This is a genomic window from Exiguobacterium sp. S22-S28, assembly GCF_043359615.1.
Lineage (GTDB): Bacteria > Bacillota > Bacilli > Exiguobacteriales > Exiguobacteriaceae > Exiguobacterium_A.
In genome coordinates this window covers 64,871-82,647 of the sequence record NZ_JBHFFC010000027.1, presented here as the reverse complement: position 1 = coordinate 82,647, position 17,777 = coordinate 64,871, and the positions used below count along the sequence as shown (strand labels likewise).

Here is a 17,777-nt window from a genome sequence, read left to right as displayed (position 1 = left end):
TTTTCATTATCGCACAATCCGTCCAAAAAATGACATATGTTATCCGGAAATAAGATTTGGTCTTTTGTTTCGAATAAATCTTTGTTATGCTGAAACAGGATTAATTAAGAATGATTCTCATTCCGAACTCAAAGGGAGGCATTACCATGTCACGTACACGCACATCATGGGCATTAGCCGTCTTGATGGTCAGTTGTCTGATGCTTGCGGCATGCGCCGGACAAGCAAAAGAAGAGACGAAACAGACGCATAAAGTCACGCACGAAGCAGGGACAACAAACGTTCCGGACAATCCGAAACGCGTCGTCGCCCTGGAATTCTCATTCGTCGACGCACTTGACGAACTGGGGATCGAACCAGTTGGAATCGCGCAAGAAAACAAAGACGATGTGTCGGGGCTGCTCGGCAAGAAGATTTCCTTTACGGAAGTCGGAACACGCCAGCAACCGAATCTCGAAGTCATCAGTTCTCTGAAACCGGACTTGATCATCGGTGATTTCAACCGGCATAAAGGAATCTACAAACAGTTGCAACAAATCGCACCGACAATCATTTTAAAGAGCCGGAACGCGACCTATCAGGAAAACATCGCGTCGTTCAAGAGCATCGCGGAAGCGGTCGGTCAGACGGACAAGATGGATCAACGTCTCGAGTTACACGAGGAGCGTCTCGCAGCAGCCAAACAAAAAGTCGATCCGAACGATCAACGCCAGATCATGGTCGGTGTCTTCCGGTCGGATTCATTGACGGCACACGGCGAAACATCGTTTGACGGCGAATTGCTCGAAAAAATGGGGATTGATAATGCCATCACGAAAACAGCGGAACCAACCGTGACGATCACACTGGAACAGATCGTCAAATGGGATCCGGATGTCATCTTCATGGCAGAAGCCGATCCGAAGCTGCTCGATGAGTGGAAAAAGAATCCGCTGTGGAATCAGATCACAGCAGTTAAAAAAGGGGAAGTCTACGAAGTCAATCGCGACTTATGGACCCGTTACCGTGGACTCGACGCCGCGGAACAAATCGTCGATGAAGCGATTCAACTGCTGAATCAAAAAAACAAGTAAACGACAGACAAAGCCAGAGCAATCTGGCTTTTGTTGATGAAAGGAGGATCAGTGGATGATCCGACACACACGATTGATCCGCTTGCTCGTCGTACTCCTTGTCCTGATCGGACTCGGGTCCTACCTCAGTCTGTTTCTCGGCGTCACGACGATTCAACCGCTCGAAGCCATTCGGGAATGGTCATCCGGCAATCTTTCGAAAGAGACACTGGTCTTGACGACACTCCGTTTGCCGCGGTTGTTACTCGGTTTATTACTCGGGGCAAACTTAGCCGTCGCCGGTGCCTTGATGCAGGCGGTCACACGTAATCCGCTGGCTTCACCACAAGTGTTTGGCGTCAACGCCGGGGCGTCGCTGTTTGTCGTCCTCGCTTTGTTGCTGTTTCCGGCACTCGGGACAGCGAATCTGGTCTATTTCGCCTTTTTCGGTGCAATGATTGGCGGATTACTGGTTTTCTCGTTTGCCTCTGTCCGCGGCATGACAAGTCTGAAACTGGCCCTCGTCGGGATGGCGATCCACTTGTTGCTGACGTCCTTGACGAAAGGGTTGATTCTATTCAACGACCGGATCACCAATGTCCTGTACTGGTTATCCGGTTCAATCAGTGACAGTGGATGGATCGAAGTCCGGTTGATTTTACCCTGGTCAATCATCGGCTTGATCTTAGCCTTCAGCTTGGCCAAGTCGCTGGCGATTTTCCAACTCGGTCAAGATGTGGCCGTCGGACTGGGACAGAACATCACCCGGATTCGGATGCTGGCAGCCGTCGCTGTTGTCTTGCTGGCCGGGGTAACGGTCGCGGTCGCCGGAGCAATCGGCTTCATCGGTCTGATGGTCCCGCATATCGTCCGGCGATTGGTCGGCGAGGATTACCGTTATGTCTTACCGATTTCGGCATTGTGCGGCGGTCTGTTGCTGACATACGCTGATGTCCTCGCCCGGTTCATCGCCTATCCGTATGAATCACCGGTCGGGATCGTGACCGCATTACTCGGAGCGCCGTTCTTTTTGTATCTAGCGAAACGGCAGACAAGGGGGATTGCCTAAATGAATAGACTCCGTCAAAAACCATGGCTCGGTCTAGTCCTCATGTCACTCCTTGTCACCGTGCTCAGTTTCCTGTTACTCGGTATCGGTTCCGTGTTTCTGAAACCGGGTGAAATCGTCGCGGCCCTTCAAGGAAACGGCGTTGGTTCCTTCATCGTCTGGAACTACCGGTTGCCGCGGACGCTCCTCGCGTTACTCGCCGGCGGTTGTTTTGCTTTGTCCGGTGTCTTGTTACAGGCGATTATCCGCAATCCGCTCGTCTCGCCGGACGTCATCGGGGTGACGAATGGGGCCGCCTTGTTCGCCGTCTTGACGATTGCCTTGATTCCTGATGGTCCGCTTGTCTTGACGCCGCTTGCCGCCTTAACAGGAGCAACGCTTGTGATGGTCGCGTTGATGCTGCTGGCGGATCACGGGAAACTGCAAAACAGTTCCTTTGCCTTGCTCGGCATCGCCGTCAGTGCGATCTGTGCATCGGGAACGGAATATCTGTTGATCAAGTTTCCTCTCCAGACCAATGATTCGCTTGTTTGGCTCGCCGGCAGTTTGTTCGGTAAAGGTTGGACGGAAGTGTACGTCCTGGCACCAGTCTTCCTGATGCTTGGACTCGTCATCTGGTCCGGTCACCGGCAACTCGACATCTTATCGCTCAGTGAAGACGCGGCGATTGGTCTCGGATTACGAATGAAGGGAACACGTTATGTGTTCCTCGCCCTTGCCGTCGCCTTGGCGGGTGTCGCGGTCGCGATGGTCGGATCGATCGGCTTTCTTGGTCTTGTCGCTCCGCATATGGCACGACGCTTGATCGGACACCGGCATCATCTGTTGATTCCAATGGCTGTGCTTGTTGGTGGTGGACTGCTTGTCGTCGCAGATGCGCTCGGACGCGGCATCCATCCGCCGCTTGAGATTCCAGCCGGATTAATCACGGCAATCATCGGTGTGCCGTACTTCCTGTATCTGTTGCGGAAAGAGCGTGCGTGAACTCGATTAGATGTTTGAATACGTATTAGATTATATAAAAGAAATAAGCCGGCTTCTTTCTCTATATGGAAAAAGAAGCCGGCTTTGTTTGATTTTGACGTCGAAGATATCTGTGCTTTTTCACAATAGTAAGTAGTGATTAAAGAGGATGAGGATATTTTCATTACACGTTATAGTGAAGAGAATATTGCATCTTGCTTGGGGCAGCCGTTCTTGATGGAAAAACTGCTTACTTACAGAGGAGATTTAACTCTTGATCTTCTATGGATTGGACTAACGTCTGAATGACAGTGTTCGTAAAAGACATCTCTTTCTCAAAATATGAACGAGACCGAATTTCATGCGAAATAGTGAGCATTGTGCTTGCTTCATCTGTTGGTGTGAGCGCGATGACCACTCTTTTTCCATTGGATGACAAAGCTAAAATCTTCCGATGAGCATCAATTTTTGTATAAAAGTAACGTAGCTCAAGGTTTTTCTTGGATTCAACGGATGAAATGATGACTCTCAGCGGACCATGATTCTGAAAAACATGCTCGAGTACAGTAATTGAGCATGGCGAAGAAGAACAATGAAACGTGTTGGAGGGGGATAAGGTGGAGAAGCGTTGCCAGACCGTGTCAAGTGACAGACGAACCTCTTGCGTAACAGATACAATTTTTTCTAGGTGCATCATTACCACCTCCTGTAGATATATCCATAGTATAAAGGGGAAACAACAAAAAATGAAGAACTATTCAATTTTCAACTCTTGAACCAGCCATGTTTGAAATGAGACGAAGAATAAGAGGTGGAGAAATCCAGATTACATGAATGAAGCTGTTTCAGTTTGATTGCTCATGTTATCTTCATGCATCAAAAATCATATAACTTCCTATTAGGATACTTGTTCCTTGTAATTTTTTTGAAAAAAGAGAGTTTATTAGAAGTCCCGGATAACTATTTATTATACAATAAGAGAAATATAACGATTACTTCACTAAAATTACATAGAATACATAAATAATGTTTCTGCAAAAGAGAACTACATAGAAAAAAAGGTATTGGTCTAATCAAGGGCAGATGCTTTGATTTACCTACTGTTTAAGAAGGGGTTTGTTTTTGTGAAACGATCGCTAAAATTTTGGATCATTGTCATAACGACACTGGGCATGATGATGACATTGACTGCTGTTTTTATGACGAATTATTATGTTAACCGACAATCCCTTGAAAAGATTGTACTAAAAGAAAATCAATCGAATGCCAAAAAGCTAAGTGCCCTTACGAACGATACGTTTTTGATGATGGAAAATGCGCTGAAGGCGCAACATTCAGGTGTACTCGAGAATTGGGACAATCCTAATCAACTTGCGGAGCTTACGTCCACGTTAAGGAAATCAAACTTTAATTTTAATACGGTGACCGTGATTGATGCGAAGGGGTATGGGAAAGCAAACAACCCCGACTTGAATTTGGTTGGAAATCGTGTAGATACGGAAGGGGTTCGAACGGGTCTTCGGCTGCGTAAGGATTTTATTTCTCGCCCATACATTGGACCGAACAATCGACTGATGATGGTGGTTTCAACAGCTTTATACAAAGATGGCCGGTATTATGGGATGGTGAACGGGTTAGTCTGGTTGCAACAGCGGAATTTTTTAACACGCTTACTTGAAGAAACGTATGGAAACGAACAGCGTAATGTCTCCGTCTATGATAATTCAGGAACATACATCTATCATAGTAATCGGGATTTGATTGGTAGGAAGGCTAAAAAAAATAAAGCGACAATCGATTTAGCTGACGGTAAGACCGGTCAAAGTGTCATTGAAGACCAGACAGGTGAACGTTTTTTTGCTGGCTATGCAACAGTACCGAAGAGCCAGTGGGGAATCATTTCGATGACATCAGAACAAGAAGCCTTATCCCCGGCTAACACGGCTACCACACGTGCTTTATTGATTGGCACATCGTTTGTCTTGTTGGCACTTTTTTTACTGATCGGTTTGATCATGTTCATCACCAAACCACTGAAGGAACTTTCAGTATTGAATTACCGTAAACCAATCAATGAGGTTGTTCAGGAAGTGTCAACTCTTCACTCTCCTTATCAGGAAGTAGAGAGCATTCGGCAAATGGTTTTATCATTCGCCAAGAATCAGCAAAATCTGATCCAAAGCCTTGAAGAGACTGCCTTGACTGACCCGATGACCGGGCTTGCGAACCGAAGAAGATTAGATCAATTGGTCGGACTGATCAAGGAAAATGAAGAAGTGTTCGGATATCTACTACTGGACATTGATTATTTTAAAGCAGTGAATGATACATATGGTCATTTGGTAGGAGATCAGGTATTGATTACACTTGCAGATATAATACGCGAACATACTCCGAGTTCAGGTCTGCCGATACGTATTGGAGGAGAGGAATTTGCAATCATTCTTCAAGATCTTCCGATGGAAAGTATATTCGCTTTTGCGGAACATTTGAGAGAGGTGATCGAAAAATCTGAGTTTCCAGGTCCTCAAAAAATTACGGTTTCAATCGGAGCGGGTTACTTGGATTGTGACAAATGTGATTTGGATGTGTTCTACAATGAAGTGGATCAACAGCTGTATAAAGCTAAACATCGAGGAAGAAACCGTGTGGAAACCGTCTGGATTCAAAAGGGTGAGAAAAACGTTTCATAATCATTTTTAAACGAACAACAGGCACCGGATGCTTAATCCAGTGCCTGTTGTTCGTTTTCTCATCCACACGACATATACAGGATGAATCACAATACACCGCTGCAGAAGATTGTTTTTATTCAGTTTGCTTCATTACACAAGTTCAGTTAAACGGTTAATTCAATCGTCAGCCCTTCCGGATCGAGAAAGACACTTTCATAATATCCGTCTCCCGTCAGACGGGGACCGTCGAGGCGAGTGTAGCCGTCTTGTTCGAGTCGTTTCGTCAACTGATCGACGGCGAAGCGGCTGCCGAGTGAAAAGGCGATGTGCGCATAACCAAATCGGTCGCGCGGCGCCTCGTGGTCGATATCCGTCCGATGCATCAACTCGAGCCGGGCTCCTGATTGAAAGTGCAGGAAATAAGACGAAAATCCTTTTGTCGGATTATGGTACAAGTCATTGGCCTGAGCCTCAAAATACCTTTCGTAAAAGGTTCTCATTCGTTCAAGATCCTTGACCCAAATGGCGATATGTTCAATTTTCATGAGAGCAGACTCCTTTTCTGAAGAATTAGGAAGCGCGGGACAACGCCCGTTTGGCAAGAACACGATTGAGACGTTCGGAACAGAGCAACAGGAACAAAATCATCAGGAATCCTGTCACCGGGAACAGCTGCAACGTCAAGAACGAGGCGAGGAAACCGAACAATGGCGGTAAAAACGTACTGCCGCTGTAAGCAAACGCCATCTGAATCCCCATCAAGCGTTTCGCCGCATCCCGTCCGAACCGGACCGGTGTCTCATGTAACATCGCCGGGTAAATCGGAGCGAGTCCAAGTCCAATCAAGATGAAACCGGTCAACATCAAACCATCCAGTGGCAGGAAAAACAACAGACTGCCGACTAAGGCGGTTCCTTGTCCGGCCCGGATCAACTGACGGTTCGTCAAACGGAGCGATAAGAAACCACTCAAAAACCGCCCGACCGTGATGCTGCCGTAATAGACGGAAATCCAGGTCGCGGCCGTCTGAACCGAAAACGACTTCACTTGGACGAGATAACTGCTGCCCCACAAACCGATCAAGGCTTCCGCACCGCAATAGAGGACAAATGAAGCGAGTGCGAACGGCAGACCAACCAATCGTTTGGACGCAGTATCAGTTAATGATAAATCATCCGGTACGTCCGAGACAGCGACCGGTGCCTGTTTCCAGAGCGGTAGACTGAGAAGGAGTACGAGAGCAAGTCCAAACTGGGTCAAGGCGACGGTCAAATATCCGCTGCGCCAGTCGCCGGATTCGCTCATCATTGCCGCCATGATCAACGGACCGGTCGTTGCGCCGACGCCCCAAAAACAATGCAACCAGTTCATATGATGGGCTTTGTAGCGGGTCGCGACAAAATGATTGAGGGCCGCATCGACGACGCCGGCTCCGAGTCCAAGCGGAATCGAGAGCAGAAACAGCCAGATCAACGACGGAGCGAGATAAAAACCGAGCAGGCTACTCGCCGTGATCGCGGCACAAAACGCTGTAACATGACTCGTCTCGAACCGGTTGAGAATCTTGCCGCTGAACAGGCTCGAGATGATCGTTCCGCCGGCAATCGTCATGAACAACCAACCGGCGACTTCGAGATCGGCACCGAACTCCGTCCGCATGACAGGCCAGGCGACGCCAAGCAAGGAGTCCGGTAATCCTAAACTGATGAAGGCAAGATAGATGATGCTGAGTAACAAGATACCACTCATGAAGATGTCCTTCTGTTCGCTGATAAAGGTTGTTCGGTCAGAAGCTGCAAGCCGAGTCGGGTCAAGCCGTTCAGATAATCGGTTTCCCAGTGACTCCGGATCAAAAGCGGGATATGCGCTTCCGGGATATATTCGGCTGTCTTGATTCGGATCTGTTCCAGATCGTGTTCCGTCACTTCCGACCCGTTAAAAATCAACAGATGTGGATTCAGCGTCGCAGCGAACGTCGTCGTCAAACGGCTGATGGCATCAATCGTCTGGGCGTCCAAGGCGGTTTGGCGCTTGGCAATCGCCTGTCCGAATGTTTTCTTGTCGTATTGCGGGACGACGGAAATTTCACCGGCAAAATGACTGCTGCCGCGGACGAGTTGTCCGTTGATCAAAATCCCGGAACCGGGACCATTTTTTCCTAAGTACAAATAGATTAACGACTGTTGACTGCGCTGATGTACTTCGTGAAATCCGATCACAGCCGCATTCATGTCATTTTCGACGACGACCGGTACATCAAACTGTGATGCGAGCACGCCTTTCAAATCGACCTGTTGCAGGGACGGATAATCCGGTGCAAAAAAAACCTGCCCGTTTTCGACGGATGCCGCGACGCCGACACTCAAAAAGCTGATGTGTGGATTCTGTTCAAGCAATCGGTGAATCAAGCGGATTAAAGCGGGAACGTGCGGTTGATTTTTTTCGACCGGTTCCGTGCCAAACGATAGGTTTGTCCCGACGGCATCGAAGATCTGAAAGCCGATGGCATCGAGTTCAAGGTAGAGGGCAAGTCCCTCGGCGTATTCCGCCCGGTACTGGTATTGTTTCGCCGGACGTCCGCCATTCGAGAGCTCCGATACCTGTTCATCGATTTCACCATGTGCAATCAAGAGATCCAAATGCTTTTTGACCGTCGGAAAACTGGCCGACAACACACGACTCAGTTCAGGAATCGTCCGGATCCTTTGAAACAGAATCGCTTGCCGGAGTTGTACTACTAAATCGGTATTGGTTCCAGCCATAGGTAGTCTCCTTTTTACTTTTTAAAATATTTTAATAAGTGGTCGGATTGAGTGTAGCAAGAAAAGACGCAAATGGCAAATGCTTTTGAAACGATCGGACAACCAGCTGATTCTTTTTGAACACAACGAGGATGGCAGACTTGTGATCTGCCACCCTCGTATGTTTTTGCTTCGCCTTACCATCTATCATCGCGTAAGCGGCGTCATATCGTCCGGTAACGAGAGGGCAGTCAATAGGGCAAGCTCCTTTTCGCGGTAATCCGTATAAGAACTGACGTCTTGAAGATCGGCATCGACGTAAGCCGGATGGACCATGATTTCGACCGATTCGGCATCGAGTGAACGCAGTTCCTCCCACAAGTCCAGATAAATCCCTGCGCCATAAAAACCGGTATACAGCGTATTGGTCAGCGCATGTTCGGGATGGTCTTCAAGTGTTGAAACAAATCGGACCGGGACATCGTAACGACGCGCCAACTCCAACACAACTTCCTGCAACGGTTCCCAGCCGTGGATGTGGTGGTGGCTGTCGATATGATGCAGCGGCAGACCGGTTGCCAAAAACGCATCGATTTGGGCAGACCATTCCGCCAAGACATCCTCTGCAGCCGGTGGGGTCTGTTCCGTGTACTGGTTTGTAAAGCGGAACTGACCGGACGCATCCGTTAATGTCGTGGTGGTCGTCGTCAGTGGGCGTCCGTAAGACAGCACAAGGTGGACCCCGACCTTCAGTTCCGGGAATCGTTTCGCTTGTTGCACGGCATAGGGGACGGCCCGTCCATTCATCATCATCGTCGTTGCATGCACGATTCCGCTTTGATGTGCTTGAATGATGCCGTCTGTTATACCTTGTGTTAATCCGAAATCATCGGCATTGATGAGAATGTTCATAAGGCGTCACCCGCAGCATAATGCCGTTCGATGACAAAGTTCGTCTTGTCGCCTCTGAAATAAGAGCGGGAATATTCGATCGGTTCTCCATCCTTGTTCTCCGCAACGGTTTCAATATAGAAACACGGCATGCCGAGCTCACAATCCAAATGGGCACTGATACGTTCATCTGCCAACGTAATTTCAAGGGATTCGGTCGTTTTGGCGACGGAAATCGCGAATGTCTCGCGGAGCGTCGTATAGAGGGAATGTTCCGCTTGTTTTTTCGTGATGCCTGGCGCAATGTGCCAAGGGATATAGGAAATTTCGTATTGAGTCGGTTCGTCATTAGCCCGGCGAATCCGCTCGATCCGTTGAATCGGGTCACTCAGCGAGACATGTAATTTCGCGACGATTGCCGCGTTTGCCGGGACGACCGTTAAATCGACGGCCGCAACATGACCCCGTTTGCCTTGCACGGCAAGTTGTTCGGTGTACGTGTCTGGTGTATCGGACAAGGTTTGCCGTACTTTTTGATCGGCGACGAACGTCCCTTTTCCTTGCTGGCGAATCAAATACCCTTCGAGGGTCAATTGATTCAAGGCGGCGCGGACGGTCGTCCGGCTGACATCAAAATCTTCACAAAGCTCATATTCGGTCGGTAATTGCTGACCGGCTTGATAGAGTCCCGATTTGATGCGATCTAACAATTCTTCTTTGATATAAGAATGTAGCGATTGGTTGGTTTCCATGACGGACCTTCCTTCACGAGTTTTCTTTTATTGTAGCGATAAAAGACAACTGAATGCAAATGTTATAACAAATTATAAAAATTTGTATTAATACATTTGTTATTTGTATTTACATTTGTTCTTTTTGTATGATACATTACAAATAAGAAAAAGAGGAAGCGGTTACAAAAAAACGGGAGGTTGTTATCATGGGCATCAAAGTCGTCATCATCGGAGGTGGATCAAGTTATACACCTGAATTAATCGAAGGGTTCATCAAACGGTATGAATCCTTTCCGGTTTCTGAAATCGTCTTATGTGACATTGAATCCGGAACCGACAAGTTGGACATCATTACCCGGCTTGCGGAGCGGATGCTGCGCCGGTCCGGCTTGCCAATTCGTTTAAGCGCCACCTTGAATCGGCGCCACGCACTGGAAGGAGCAGACTTCGTATCCACACAAATCCGCGTCGGGGGATTGGAAGCACGGGCACTCGATGAACGGATTCCTTTGAAACACGGTTTTATCGGTCAGGAAACGAATGGCGCGGGCGGGATTTTCAAAGCATTCCGGACGATTCCCGTTCTGCTCGAACTGTCGAAAGAGATGCATGAAATCTGTCCCGACGCCTGGTTGATTAACTTTACGAATCCAGCCGGTATCGTGACGGAAGCGTTATTGAAGCACGGTCCGCACCAAAAAGTCATCGGCGTCTGCAACATTCCGTTTAACATGCGGAACTCGACTGCCGAAGTCTTACATGTCGATGTGAAGCGCGTCTCGATCGAGTTCATCGGTTTAAATCATTTCGTCTTTGGACGCCGGGTCTTCGTCGACGGAAGCGACCGAACAGAAGAGGTGATGCAGCGACTGATGTCGAAACAGCTTGATTTTTCACCGGCGAATATCGTCAGTCTTGGTTGGTCCGATTCGTTCTTGCAAGCCGTCAACATGTTGCCGAATCCTTACCACCAGTACTATTTCCAAACCGCCGAGACGCTCGAGAAGGACCTCGCCGCCTACAACACGAACGGCACCCGGGCCGAGATTGTCCAGGAAGTCGAACGGACATTGTTCGAAGCCTATGAGGATGAACAGTTGGACGAAAAACCGGCTGAACTCGAATTACGCGGTGGCGCGTATTACAGTGATGCTGCCTGTTCCCTGATGGATTCGATTTACAACAACCGCGGAGACATCCAGACCGTCAATACATTAAACCGCGGAGCGATTTCCGACTTACCGGTCGATGCCGTCATCGAAGTCAACGCCGTCATTACGAAAGACGGTCCGCTCCCGATTGCGGTCGGACCATTACCATTATCCGTCAAAGGATTGATTGTGCAGATGAAGCAGATGGAAGAACTGACGATTCAAGCCGCATTAAGCGGATCAACCAAAGACGCTTACTTAGCCTTTTTGATGAATCCATTGATTCAAGATGAAAAGCGTGCGCAACCGCTACTCGAGGAGATGTTGCTTGCGCACGCAGCATGGTTACCACAATTTCAATCCAAGGAGGCGCAACGGACATGAATAAATTCATTGAAATCGCAGGAAGAATCGGGGCCCAACGCCATCTCGTCGCGATACGGGATGGATTCGTCGCCATTATGCCCCTGATCATCGTCGGGTCTCTCGCGATACTGATCAATAACTTCCCCGCCATCGGCAGTCTTGATTTCGTCGGTTGGATGAACGGGCTGTTTGGAGAAGGAAACTGGCAAGGGTTAGGGGGTAACATCTGGAACGGATCGTTTGCGATTTTAGGATTGCTGGTGGCTTTTTCGATCGCCTACAGCCTGGCTAAAAGTTACGATGTCGATCCGTTGTCGGCAGGGTTGATTTCCGTCGCCTCCTATATCATTCTCGTTCCGGTCACGAAAGACTGGGGACTCAGTTTTGCCTGGCTCGGCGCGCAAGGACTATTCGTCGCCATCATTCTTTCTCTTTTGACGACCGAGCTGTTTCGCATCTTACTGAAGACACGGTTGACGATTTCGATGCCGGATGGTGTTCCGGATGGTGTCGTCCGCTCGTTCCAAGCATTGATTCCGGCAACGTTAATTTTGATCCTCGTCGGCGGATTCCAATTATTTATGACACTCGCCATTGAATCAAGCCTGTTTGAAGTCATCTTCAACAGTATCCAAAAACCGTTACAAGGGTTTGGAGACACACTTCCGGCTGCGATTGCAATTGCCTTTTTAAATCATATCCTCTGGTTCTTCGGCTTACACGGGACAAACATCATCGGAGCCGTCATCGAACCGATTTATCTGCCGTTGATTCAACAGAACTTGGAAGCATTCCAAGCGGGGACTTCTGCTTACGACGTCCCGAATACGGTAACGAAACCTTTCCTTGACTCCTTCGTATTCATAGGGGGCTCCGGTACGACGCTGGCTCTTCTCTTTGCGATTTTCTTTGTCATCCGTGAACAGAAAAATCATCCTTACCGCGAAGTCGCCAAGTTATCGACACCCGCTGGATTATTCAACATCAACGAACCGGTGATTTTCGGCTTACCGATCGTCTTGAACCCGATCATGTTGATTCCATTCATCTTGGTGCCGGTCACATTGACGATCGTGTCCTATGTCGCGTTGTCGACTGGACTGGTGCCAAAAACCGTCGCGATTTTACCGTGGACGACACCGCCTTTAATCAGCGGCTATCTCGTGACAGGCGGGAGTTGGCGCGGAATCGCACTACAAGTCGTCAACTTGACGCTCGCGACAGCGATTTATGTCCCGTTCGTCGCAGCAGGTGTCCGGGCGATGAAAAAACAAACAGAAGGGAAGCTGGCAAGCTGATGACAGAAGAACTGCAAATCCTATCGTTTACAATGATTCTTCATGCAGGGAATGCCCGTTCGGCAGCAATGGAATCCATTCAGGCTGCTAAAAAAGGAGACCTTTCGTTAGCACAAACCAAACTGGAAGAAGCCAATCAAGAAAGTCTACAGGCGCATCGTGCCCAAACGACCTTACTGCAGGACGAAGCAAAAGGGCTTGAGACGCCGTTATCGATTCTATTGATTCATGCCCAAGACCATTTGATGACAGCGATGACCGTCAGAGATTTAGCTGTCGAGATGGTCGAACTGTATACGCGACTCACACGACTGGAGGAAAAATCATGAATATTTTACTCGTTTGCTCGGCCGGCATGTCGACATCCATCTTAGTTCGGAAAATGCGTGAACAAGCTGAGGCACAAGCTCTTGATGTGACGATCGAAGCCATTCCCGAAAGTGAATTATCGCATCATCTGGATCAGACGGATGTGATTTTAATCGGACCACAAGTCCGGTATTTAGAAACGAAGATTCGCCAAGCAGCAGAACCAAAAGGGGTTCGCGTCGCGATCATCAATCAGATGGCGTATGGTCTGATGAAAGGGGACTTGGTCCTCGAACAGGCTCAATCCTTATTAACAGAAGCTTGATTGTCTCCACGTCAGTAAGTAAAGCCGGTCTATTCTGCCGATTTTACTTGCTGACGTTTTTTGTCTGAACCTAAATCGATAGAGCAACAGGAACAGGATAAACATGAAATGTGAAGAAGTAGTATAGAATCGTGAATCGCTTCATCATTCAATCCGGAAAGAAGGGTTCTTATGAAAGCATTGCTGACTTCAGGCGGCATTCAAAATGACAGTCAACGTCGTGCACTCGTCGACTTACTCGGAAAACCGATTGCGGAGGCACATGCCTTGTGTATTCCGACGGCCGTTTACGGAATGAAGGAGGGTCCGTACCATGCGTACTCATTCATCACAGGAACCGGTTCAACACCGATGTGTGAATTAGGATTTCAGTCGGTGGGTGTTCTCGAATTGACGGCACTACCAAGCTTGGATGAATCACTCTGGGTACCACTTGTCGAACAGGCAGATGTGCTGTTGGTGAATGGCGGAGATCCCCTATTTTTAAACTACTGGATGAAAAAGTCTGGACTTGCAGAGCGATTGACTTCGCTAAAAGCAGTCTACGTCGGATTAAGTGCCGGTAGCATGGTGCTGACGCCGCGGATTGGTCAGGCGTTCGTGGAGTGGACACCGCCTCATACAACGTCGGATGAAACGCTGGGATTGGTTGATTTTTCGATTTTCCCGCATCTGGATCACGAACTGTTACCGGAAAATACATTAGACGAGGCCGTCAAATGGGCGGCTGATCTCACAGGACCATCCTATGCGATTGATGATCAAACGGCGATTCAGGTTGTTGATGGTGTAGTGGAAGTGATTTCAGAAGGTCACTGGAAACGATTTGATTGAATCGGAGGAATTCATGGACATCACGACACAATTACATGTCGAACGAATCGAAGAGTGGCGCAATTGGTTGGAAAGTAACCATTTAACAGAGAACGAGATTTGGCTCGTCTTCTATAAAAGGGATGCGGGTGACTACCAGCTGGATTATATCGAGACGGTTGAGGAAGCGCTTTGTTTTGGCTGGATTGACGGAATCAGCAAAAAGATGGATGACTCAACAAAAGCCCAACGCTTTACGCCGCGCCGTAAAAACAGTCACTGGACGGAACTAAACAAGGAACGGGTCCGTCGTTTGACGGCACTCGGAAAGATGCACGAACAGGGAAGAAAGGTGTTGCCGAACTTAGAGACACCGTTTGACATCGATGAAGCGATTCTCGAGGAATTAAAAAAAGACGCAACAACTTATCAGTTTTTTAAGACGTTGCCCGATCTGGATGTCCGGGTCCGGATCAGTTATATTCAGGAATACAAACCTGGTAGTCTGGAATATGAAAAACGCTTGGCCAACTTTTTGAAATACACGGCACAAGGAAAAATGCTCGGACGGTGGGACGACGGCGGGAAATTAACGGGGAACTATTAGGAGAGACGACCGATGATATCTGATGAAAAGAAGAGACCGACTTTTGGTGTGAAATTGAAAGGGCGGCACTACCAGTACAAACAGAGTGTTTATGGCGTCGCATACGATCAACGACAGCAGACATTCTTAACCGTCGAGACCCAATTGAATAATCTTTTGTTGCCGGGTGGGGGAATCGAGCGGGGAGAAACACCGGAGCAAGCACTTCACAGGGAGCTGCTTGAAGAGACCGGATTTTCGATTCAAATCGATGCGCCAATCGGCCGTGCCGAGCAGTACGTGCTGACACCGGACGAGGAAGCGATACTCTATCTTGTTTCATGCTCGGTCAGTTAAATAATACTTGCTGTACAACCAACTGATGGCATCCTTTAAGTCACTTGCAATGTAGTCAATATAGATGTTATTTAATTCGTCATGATGATCATTAAGCGAAGTTTCACCTGCGCCTGTTTTCACTAATATTTTAAGGCATCCTGCTTTTGAAGCTGCCAGCATATCGGTCCAACGATCACCGATGACGACACAATTCTCTAGATTTAAATTATGAGTTTTTGACGCCTTCAATAACATTCCGATATCAGGCTTCCGGCACGTGCAACCTTCATAAGGCGTGTGTGGACATATGTAAACATCATCAAAACCAAATCTAGTCAATTCCTGTTGAAAGTCTTTTATGGTTGCTAACCCTTTGGAGATACCAGGTTGATTTGTAAATGAAAATAATGGAATCTGGTCTTTTTTTAATCGATTGATTTCCAAAGAAGTATAAGGAAACAGTTCAAATTCTCCCGGGTAGTGAATTGTAGAGTCGCCGCCGATCGTTCCATCTCGATCCAAAAATACAGCTTCAATGTTTTTCATCATTTTTATCTCCTTTCATTGATTTATTCGGTACGCCACTCTCTGCCATTAAACATGTTCATTTTTATGGCAAATGAACATATTTAACAGGAAAATGAACTCATTAAACATAGTCAAATGCGCTAAACATACTCAAAATTATGTAAAATGAGTATGTTTAGCGATAAATGAGTTAATTAATGAGTGAAATTCATTTGACCCTTTACCGCTCATATTCACGAAGTTTATCTTCTAAAATCCGCAAGCGTTTATGCATATTATAAAAAATCGGCAAAAACGCTACTGTCACAATCAACAAAATCCCCATATCCATCCTCCTTTTCATTGCTGAATAGCCAATAATTAAAATGAGTTCCAAAATTATTATTTCATAATTTTGACTATTTTTACAAGTTCTCCTTTCGAGTGAAGTTCTTCAATTCATAACCGAGCAAGTTTTACAAAATCGGCGACAACAGCCGCGAGATACTTTCCTTAAAGCGGATTATTCGCGGACGGGTGGCATATTTTTCCCGGGTCAGCAAGGCACTGTCGGCAACGTCGGACAAAAAGAGCAGCTCGAGTTCTTCCGCAATCGTCGCATCGTACAAAATCGCATTCATCTCGAAGTTCAACCGGAAACTGCGGGCGTCGATGTTTGTTGTCCCGACCGAGGCGATTTTCCCGTCGACGACAATCGTCTTCGCATGCATGAAGCCGATCTCATACGTGTAGACTTCGGCTCCATGTTGAATCAATTCGCCGACTGCCGCATATGTCGCCCAGTAGACAAAGGGATGATCCGGCTGGTTCGGAATCATGATTTTGAGGGAAACACCGGAAGCTAAGGCAATCCGGCAGGCATCCATGAAGCTGGCATCGGGAATAAAGTAGGGCGACTGGATGTAGATTGATTTTTCCGCCGTATGAATCATCTGAATCAGCATGTTTTTCAAATATTCCGTTTCCGATGTTGGACCGGACGTCACGATTTGAACCGGCACCCGGTCCGTCGCAACTTCAAGCGGTGGAATCGGGGCGGTCGACCAGTCCGTCCGCTCGTTGCTTGCAGCATCCCAGTCCTGTTCAAAATGGAACTCGAGTTCTTCGACGACGGGACCGAGGACCCGGAGGTGGGTATCCCTCCAGTAGCCGAAGTGTTCGTCTTCTCCGAGGTATTCCGATCCGACGTTAAAGCCGCCGATATACCCGATTTGCCGGTCGATCGTACAGAGTTTCCGGTGATTCCGGTTGTTGATCCGCAGGTTTAAGATACCGAGCGGCGAAGAGAAGAAGGAGCGGACTTCACCGCCGTCTTGTTTGAACGCCGCGAAGTCCTTCGCTTTTAGTTTCCACGAGCCGACGGCGTCATACAGAATCCGGACTTTGACGCCGCGTTTTGCCTGTTCGAACAAAGCGTTCAGTAGACGGTCGCCGAGCGGATCGCGCTTTAAAATGAAGTATTGAATGTTGATTTCGACTTGGGCGCTCTGTATGTCAGCGAGCAACGTATCAAATTTTTGATGACCGTCGAACAGCGTCCGGATATCGGTCGCTTCCGTCAACAGGGCCCCTGACGAGCGGTTGGCTTGAATCAACTTCCGGTACGGGTAAAGCGGTGCTGCGCGGTGGACTTCGTCGTTCGCTTGCGCCACAAGCTCTTCTTCGCGCGCCAATCGGCGTGCTTCCGGGACGTGATAAAATGTCTCTTGTTTCAACGACCGGCCAAACAATAAGTAAATCAAAAAGCCGATGACAGGTAAGAAAAAGAGAATCATCAGCCAGGCCCAGGTGGCACTGACGTCACGCCGTTCGAAAAACAGGATGGCGATTGCCGCAGCGACGTTGGCAAACAGGACAACATAGAGCAAAACCGGCAAGATTAGGGTATAGTCCATCAATACGAACACCTCGTTTTCAGAAAGAATGACTTCGATGGG

The 17,777-nt window shown here is 48.0% G+C and carries 19 protein-coding genes; 11 read left to right on the top strand and 8 right to left on the bottom strand.

What is annotated here, in order from left to right:
* The first annotated feature begins 146 nt into the window (after window positions 1-146).
* The 3 genes from ACHA8N_RS10425 to ACHA8N_RS10415 are packed head-to-tail and all read left to right on the top strand — an operon-like array spanning window position 147 to window position 3,105.
* Entirely contained in the window at window positions 147-1,073 is a 927-nt protein-coding gene (locus ACHA8N_RS10425; RefSeq protein ID WP_393965645.1) for an ABC transporter substrate-binding protein, read from the top strand.
* 55 nt (window positions 1,074-1,128) lie between these two features.
* Window positions 1,129-2,121: a FecCD family ABC transporter permease gene (locus ACHA8N_RS10420; RefSeq protein WP_026833106.1), complete on the top strand. Its 993-nt coding sequence runs from the start codon at window positions 1,129-1,131 to the stop codon at window positions 2,119-2,121.
* Window positions 2,122-3,105 (top strand): FecCD family ABC transporter permease, encoded by a 984-nt coding sequence (locus ACHA8N_RS10415; RefSeq protein WP_393965644.1) that lies wholly within the window; start codon window positions 2,122-2,124, stop codon window positions 3,103-3,105. It begins immediately after the preceding gene.
* A gap of 229 nt (window positions 3,106-3,334) precedes the next feature.
* Here ACHA8N_RS10415 and ACHA8N_RS10410 read toward each other — a convergent pair whose 3' ends face one another.
* Window positions 3,335-3,778, bottom strand: coding sequence for a hypothetical protein (locus tag ACHA8N_RS10410; RefSeq protein WP_393965643.1), 444 nt, complete (start codon window positions 3,776-3,778; stop codon window positions 3,335-3,337).
* A 430-nt stretch (window positions 3,779-4,208) separates the two neighbouring features.
* Between ACHA8N_RS10410 and ACHA8N_RS10405 the strand changes: the two genes are divergently transcribed.
* Window positions 4,209-5,777 carry a sensor domain-containing diguanylate cyclase gene (locus tag ACHA8N_RS10405; RefSeq protein WP_393965642.1) on the top strand — a complete coding sequence of 523 codons (1,569 nt, stop codon included), beginning with the start codon at window positions 4,209-4,211 and terminating at the stop codon, window positions 5,775-5,777.
* A gap of 146 nt (window positions 5,778-5,923) precedes the next feature.
* Here the strand turns inward: ACHA8N_RS10405 and ACHA8N_RS10400 are convergent, their stop codons facing one another.
* From ACHA8N_RS10400 to ACHA8N_RS10380, 5 genes are all read right to left on the bottom strand, one after another.
* Window positions 5,924-6,304 carry a VOC family protein gene (locus ACHA8N_RS10400; RefSeq protein WP_393965641.1) on the bottom strand — a complete coding sequence of 127 codons (381 nt, stop codon included), beginning with the start codon at window positions 6,302-6,304 and terminating at the stop codon, window positions 5,924-5,926.
* A 25-nt stretch (window positions 6,305-6,329) separates the two neighbouring features.
* Window positions 6,330-7,508, bottom strand: coding sequence for an MFS transporter (locus tag ACHA8N_RS10395; protein ID WP_393965640.1), 1,179 nt, complete (start codon window positions 7,506-7,508; stop codon window positions 6,330-6,332).
* Window positions 7,505-8,521, bottom strand: coding sequence for an ROK family transcriptional regulator (locus tag ACHA8N_RS10390; protein WP_393965639.1), 1,017 nt, complete (start codon window positions 8,519-8,521; stop codon window positions 7,505-7,507). Before ACHA8N_RS10390 ends, ACHA8N_RS10395 begins: the two co-directional genes overlap by 4 nt.
* A gap of 186 nt (window positions 8,522-8,707) precedes the next feature.
* Complete coding sequence (gene chbG, locus ACHA8N_RS10385) at window positions 8,708-9,412, bottom strand: chitin disaccharide deacetylase (protein ID WP_393965638.1); 705 nt, start codon at window positions 9,410-9,412, stop codon at window positions 8,708-8,710.
* Window positions 9,409-10,143 carry a GntR family transcriptional regulator gene (locus ACHA8N_RS10380; protein ID WP_393965637.1) on the bottom strand — a complete coding sequence of 245 codons (735 nt, stop codon included), beginning with the start codon at window positions 10,141-10,143 and terminating at the stop codon, window positions 9,409-9,411. The genes chbG and ACHA8N_RS10380 overlap by 4 nt, the downstream gene beginning before the upstream one ends.
* 188 nt (window positions 10,144-10,331) lie before the next feature.
* On the opposite strand from ACHA8N_RS10380, the gene ACHA8N_RS10375 reads away from it, so the two are divergent.
* The 7 genes from ACHA8N_RS10375 to ACHA8N_RS10345 all read left to right on the top strand — a co-directional run bounded on the left by ACHA8N_RS10375 (window position 10,332) and on the right by ACHA8N_RS10345 (window position 15,330).
* Window positions 10,332-11,660, top strand: coding sequence for a 6-phospho-beta-glucosidase (locus tag ACHA8N_RS10375; protein ID WP_393965636.1), 1,329 nt, complete (start codon window positions 10,332-10,334; stop codon window positions 11,658-11,660).
* Window positions 11,657-12,940, top strand: coding sequence for a PTS sugar transporter subunit IIC (locus ACHA8N_RS10370; RefSeq protein ID WP_071500673.1), 1,284 nt, complete (start codon window positions 11,657-11,659; stop codon window positions 12,938-12,940). Before ACHA8N_RS10375 ends, ACHA8N_RS10370 begins: the two co-directional genes overlap by 4 nt.
* Window positions 12,940-13,269 (top strand): PTS sugar transporter subunit IIA, encoded by a 330-nt coding sequence (locus tag ACHA8N_RS10365; RefSeq protein ID WP_071500674.1) that lies wholly within the window; start codon window positions 12,940-12,942, stop codon window positions 13,267-13,269. Before ACHA8N_RS10370 ends, ACHA8N_RS10365 begins: the two co-directional genes overlap by 1 nt.
* Window positions 13,266-13,574 (top strand): PTS sugar transporter subunit IIB, encoded by a 309-nt coding sequence (locus tag ACHA8N_RS10360; RefSeq protein ID WP_247857294.1) that lies wholly within the window; start codon window positions 13,266-13,268, stop codon window positions 13,572-13,574. The genes ACHA8N_RS10365 and ACHA8N_RS10360 overlap by 4 nt, the downstream gene beginning before the upstream one ends.
* Window positions 13,575-13,745: 171 nt before the next feature.
* Complete coding sequence (locus ACHA8N_RS10355) at window positions 13,746-14,408, top strand: Type 1 glutamine amidotransferase-like domain-containing protein (RefSeq protein ID WP_393965635.1); 663 nt, start codon at window positions 13,746-13,748, stop codon at window positions 14,406-14,408.
* Between the two features lie 13 nt (window positions 14,409-14,421).
* On the top strand, window positions 14,422-14,994 hold the full coding sequence (locus ACHA8N_RS10350) for a YdeI/OmpD-associated family protein (RefSeq protein WP_393965634.1): 573 nt from the start codon (window positions 14,422-14,424) through the stop codon (window positions 14,992-14,994).
* A gap of 12 nt (window positions 14,995-15,006) precedes the next feature.
* Window positions 15,007-15,330, top strand: coding sequence for an NUDIX domain-containing protein (locus ACHA8N_RS10345; protein ID WP_393965633.1), 324 nt, complete (start codon window positions 15,007-15,009; stop codon window positions 15,328-15,330).
* On the opposite strand, the gene ACHA8N_RS10340 is transcribed toward ACHA8N_RS10345, so the two are convergent.
* Window positions 15,313-15,858: an HAD-IIIA family hydrolase gene (locus ACHA8N_RS10340; RefSeq protein ID WP_147511253.1), complete on the bottom strand. Its 546-nt coding sequence runs from the start codon at window positions 15,856-15,858 to the stop codon at window positions 15,313-15,315. The genes ACHA8N_RS10345 and ACHA8N_RS10340 overlap by 18 nt on opposite strands.
* Window positions 15,859-16,295: 437 nt before the next feature.
* The gene (gene cls, locus ACHA8N_RS10335; RefSeq protein WP_393965632.1) at window positions 16,296-17,735 is read right to left on the bottom strand and encodes a cardiolipin synthase; all 1,440 of its coding nucleotides are present in this window, start codon (window positions 17,733-17,735) and stop codon (window positions 16,296-16,298) included.
* Between the last annotated feature and the right edge of the window lie 42 nt (window positions 17,736-17,777).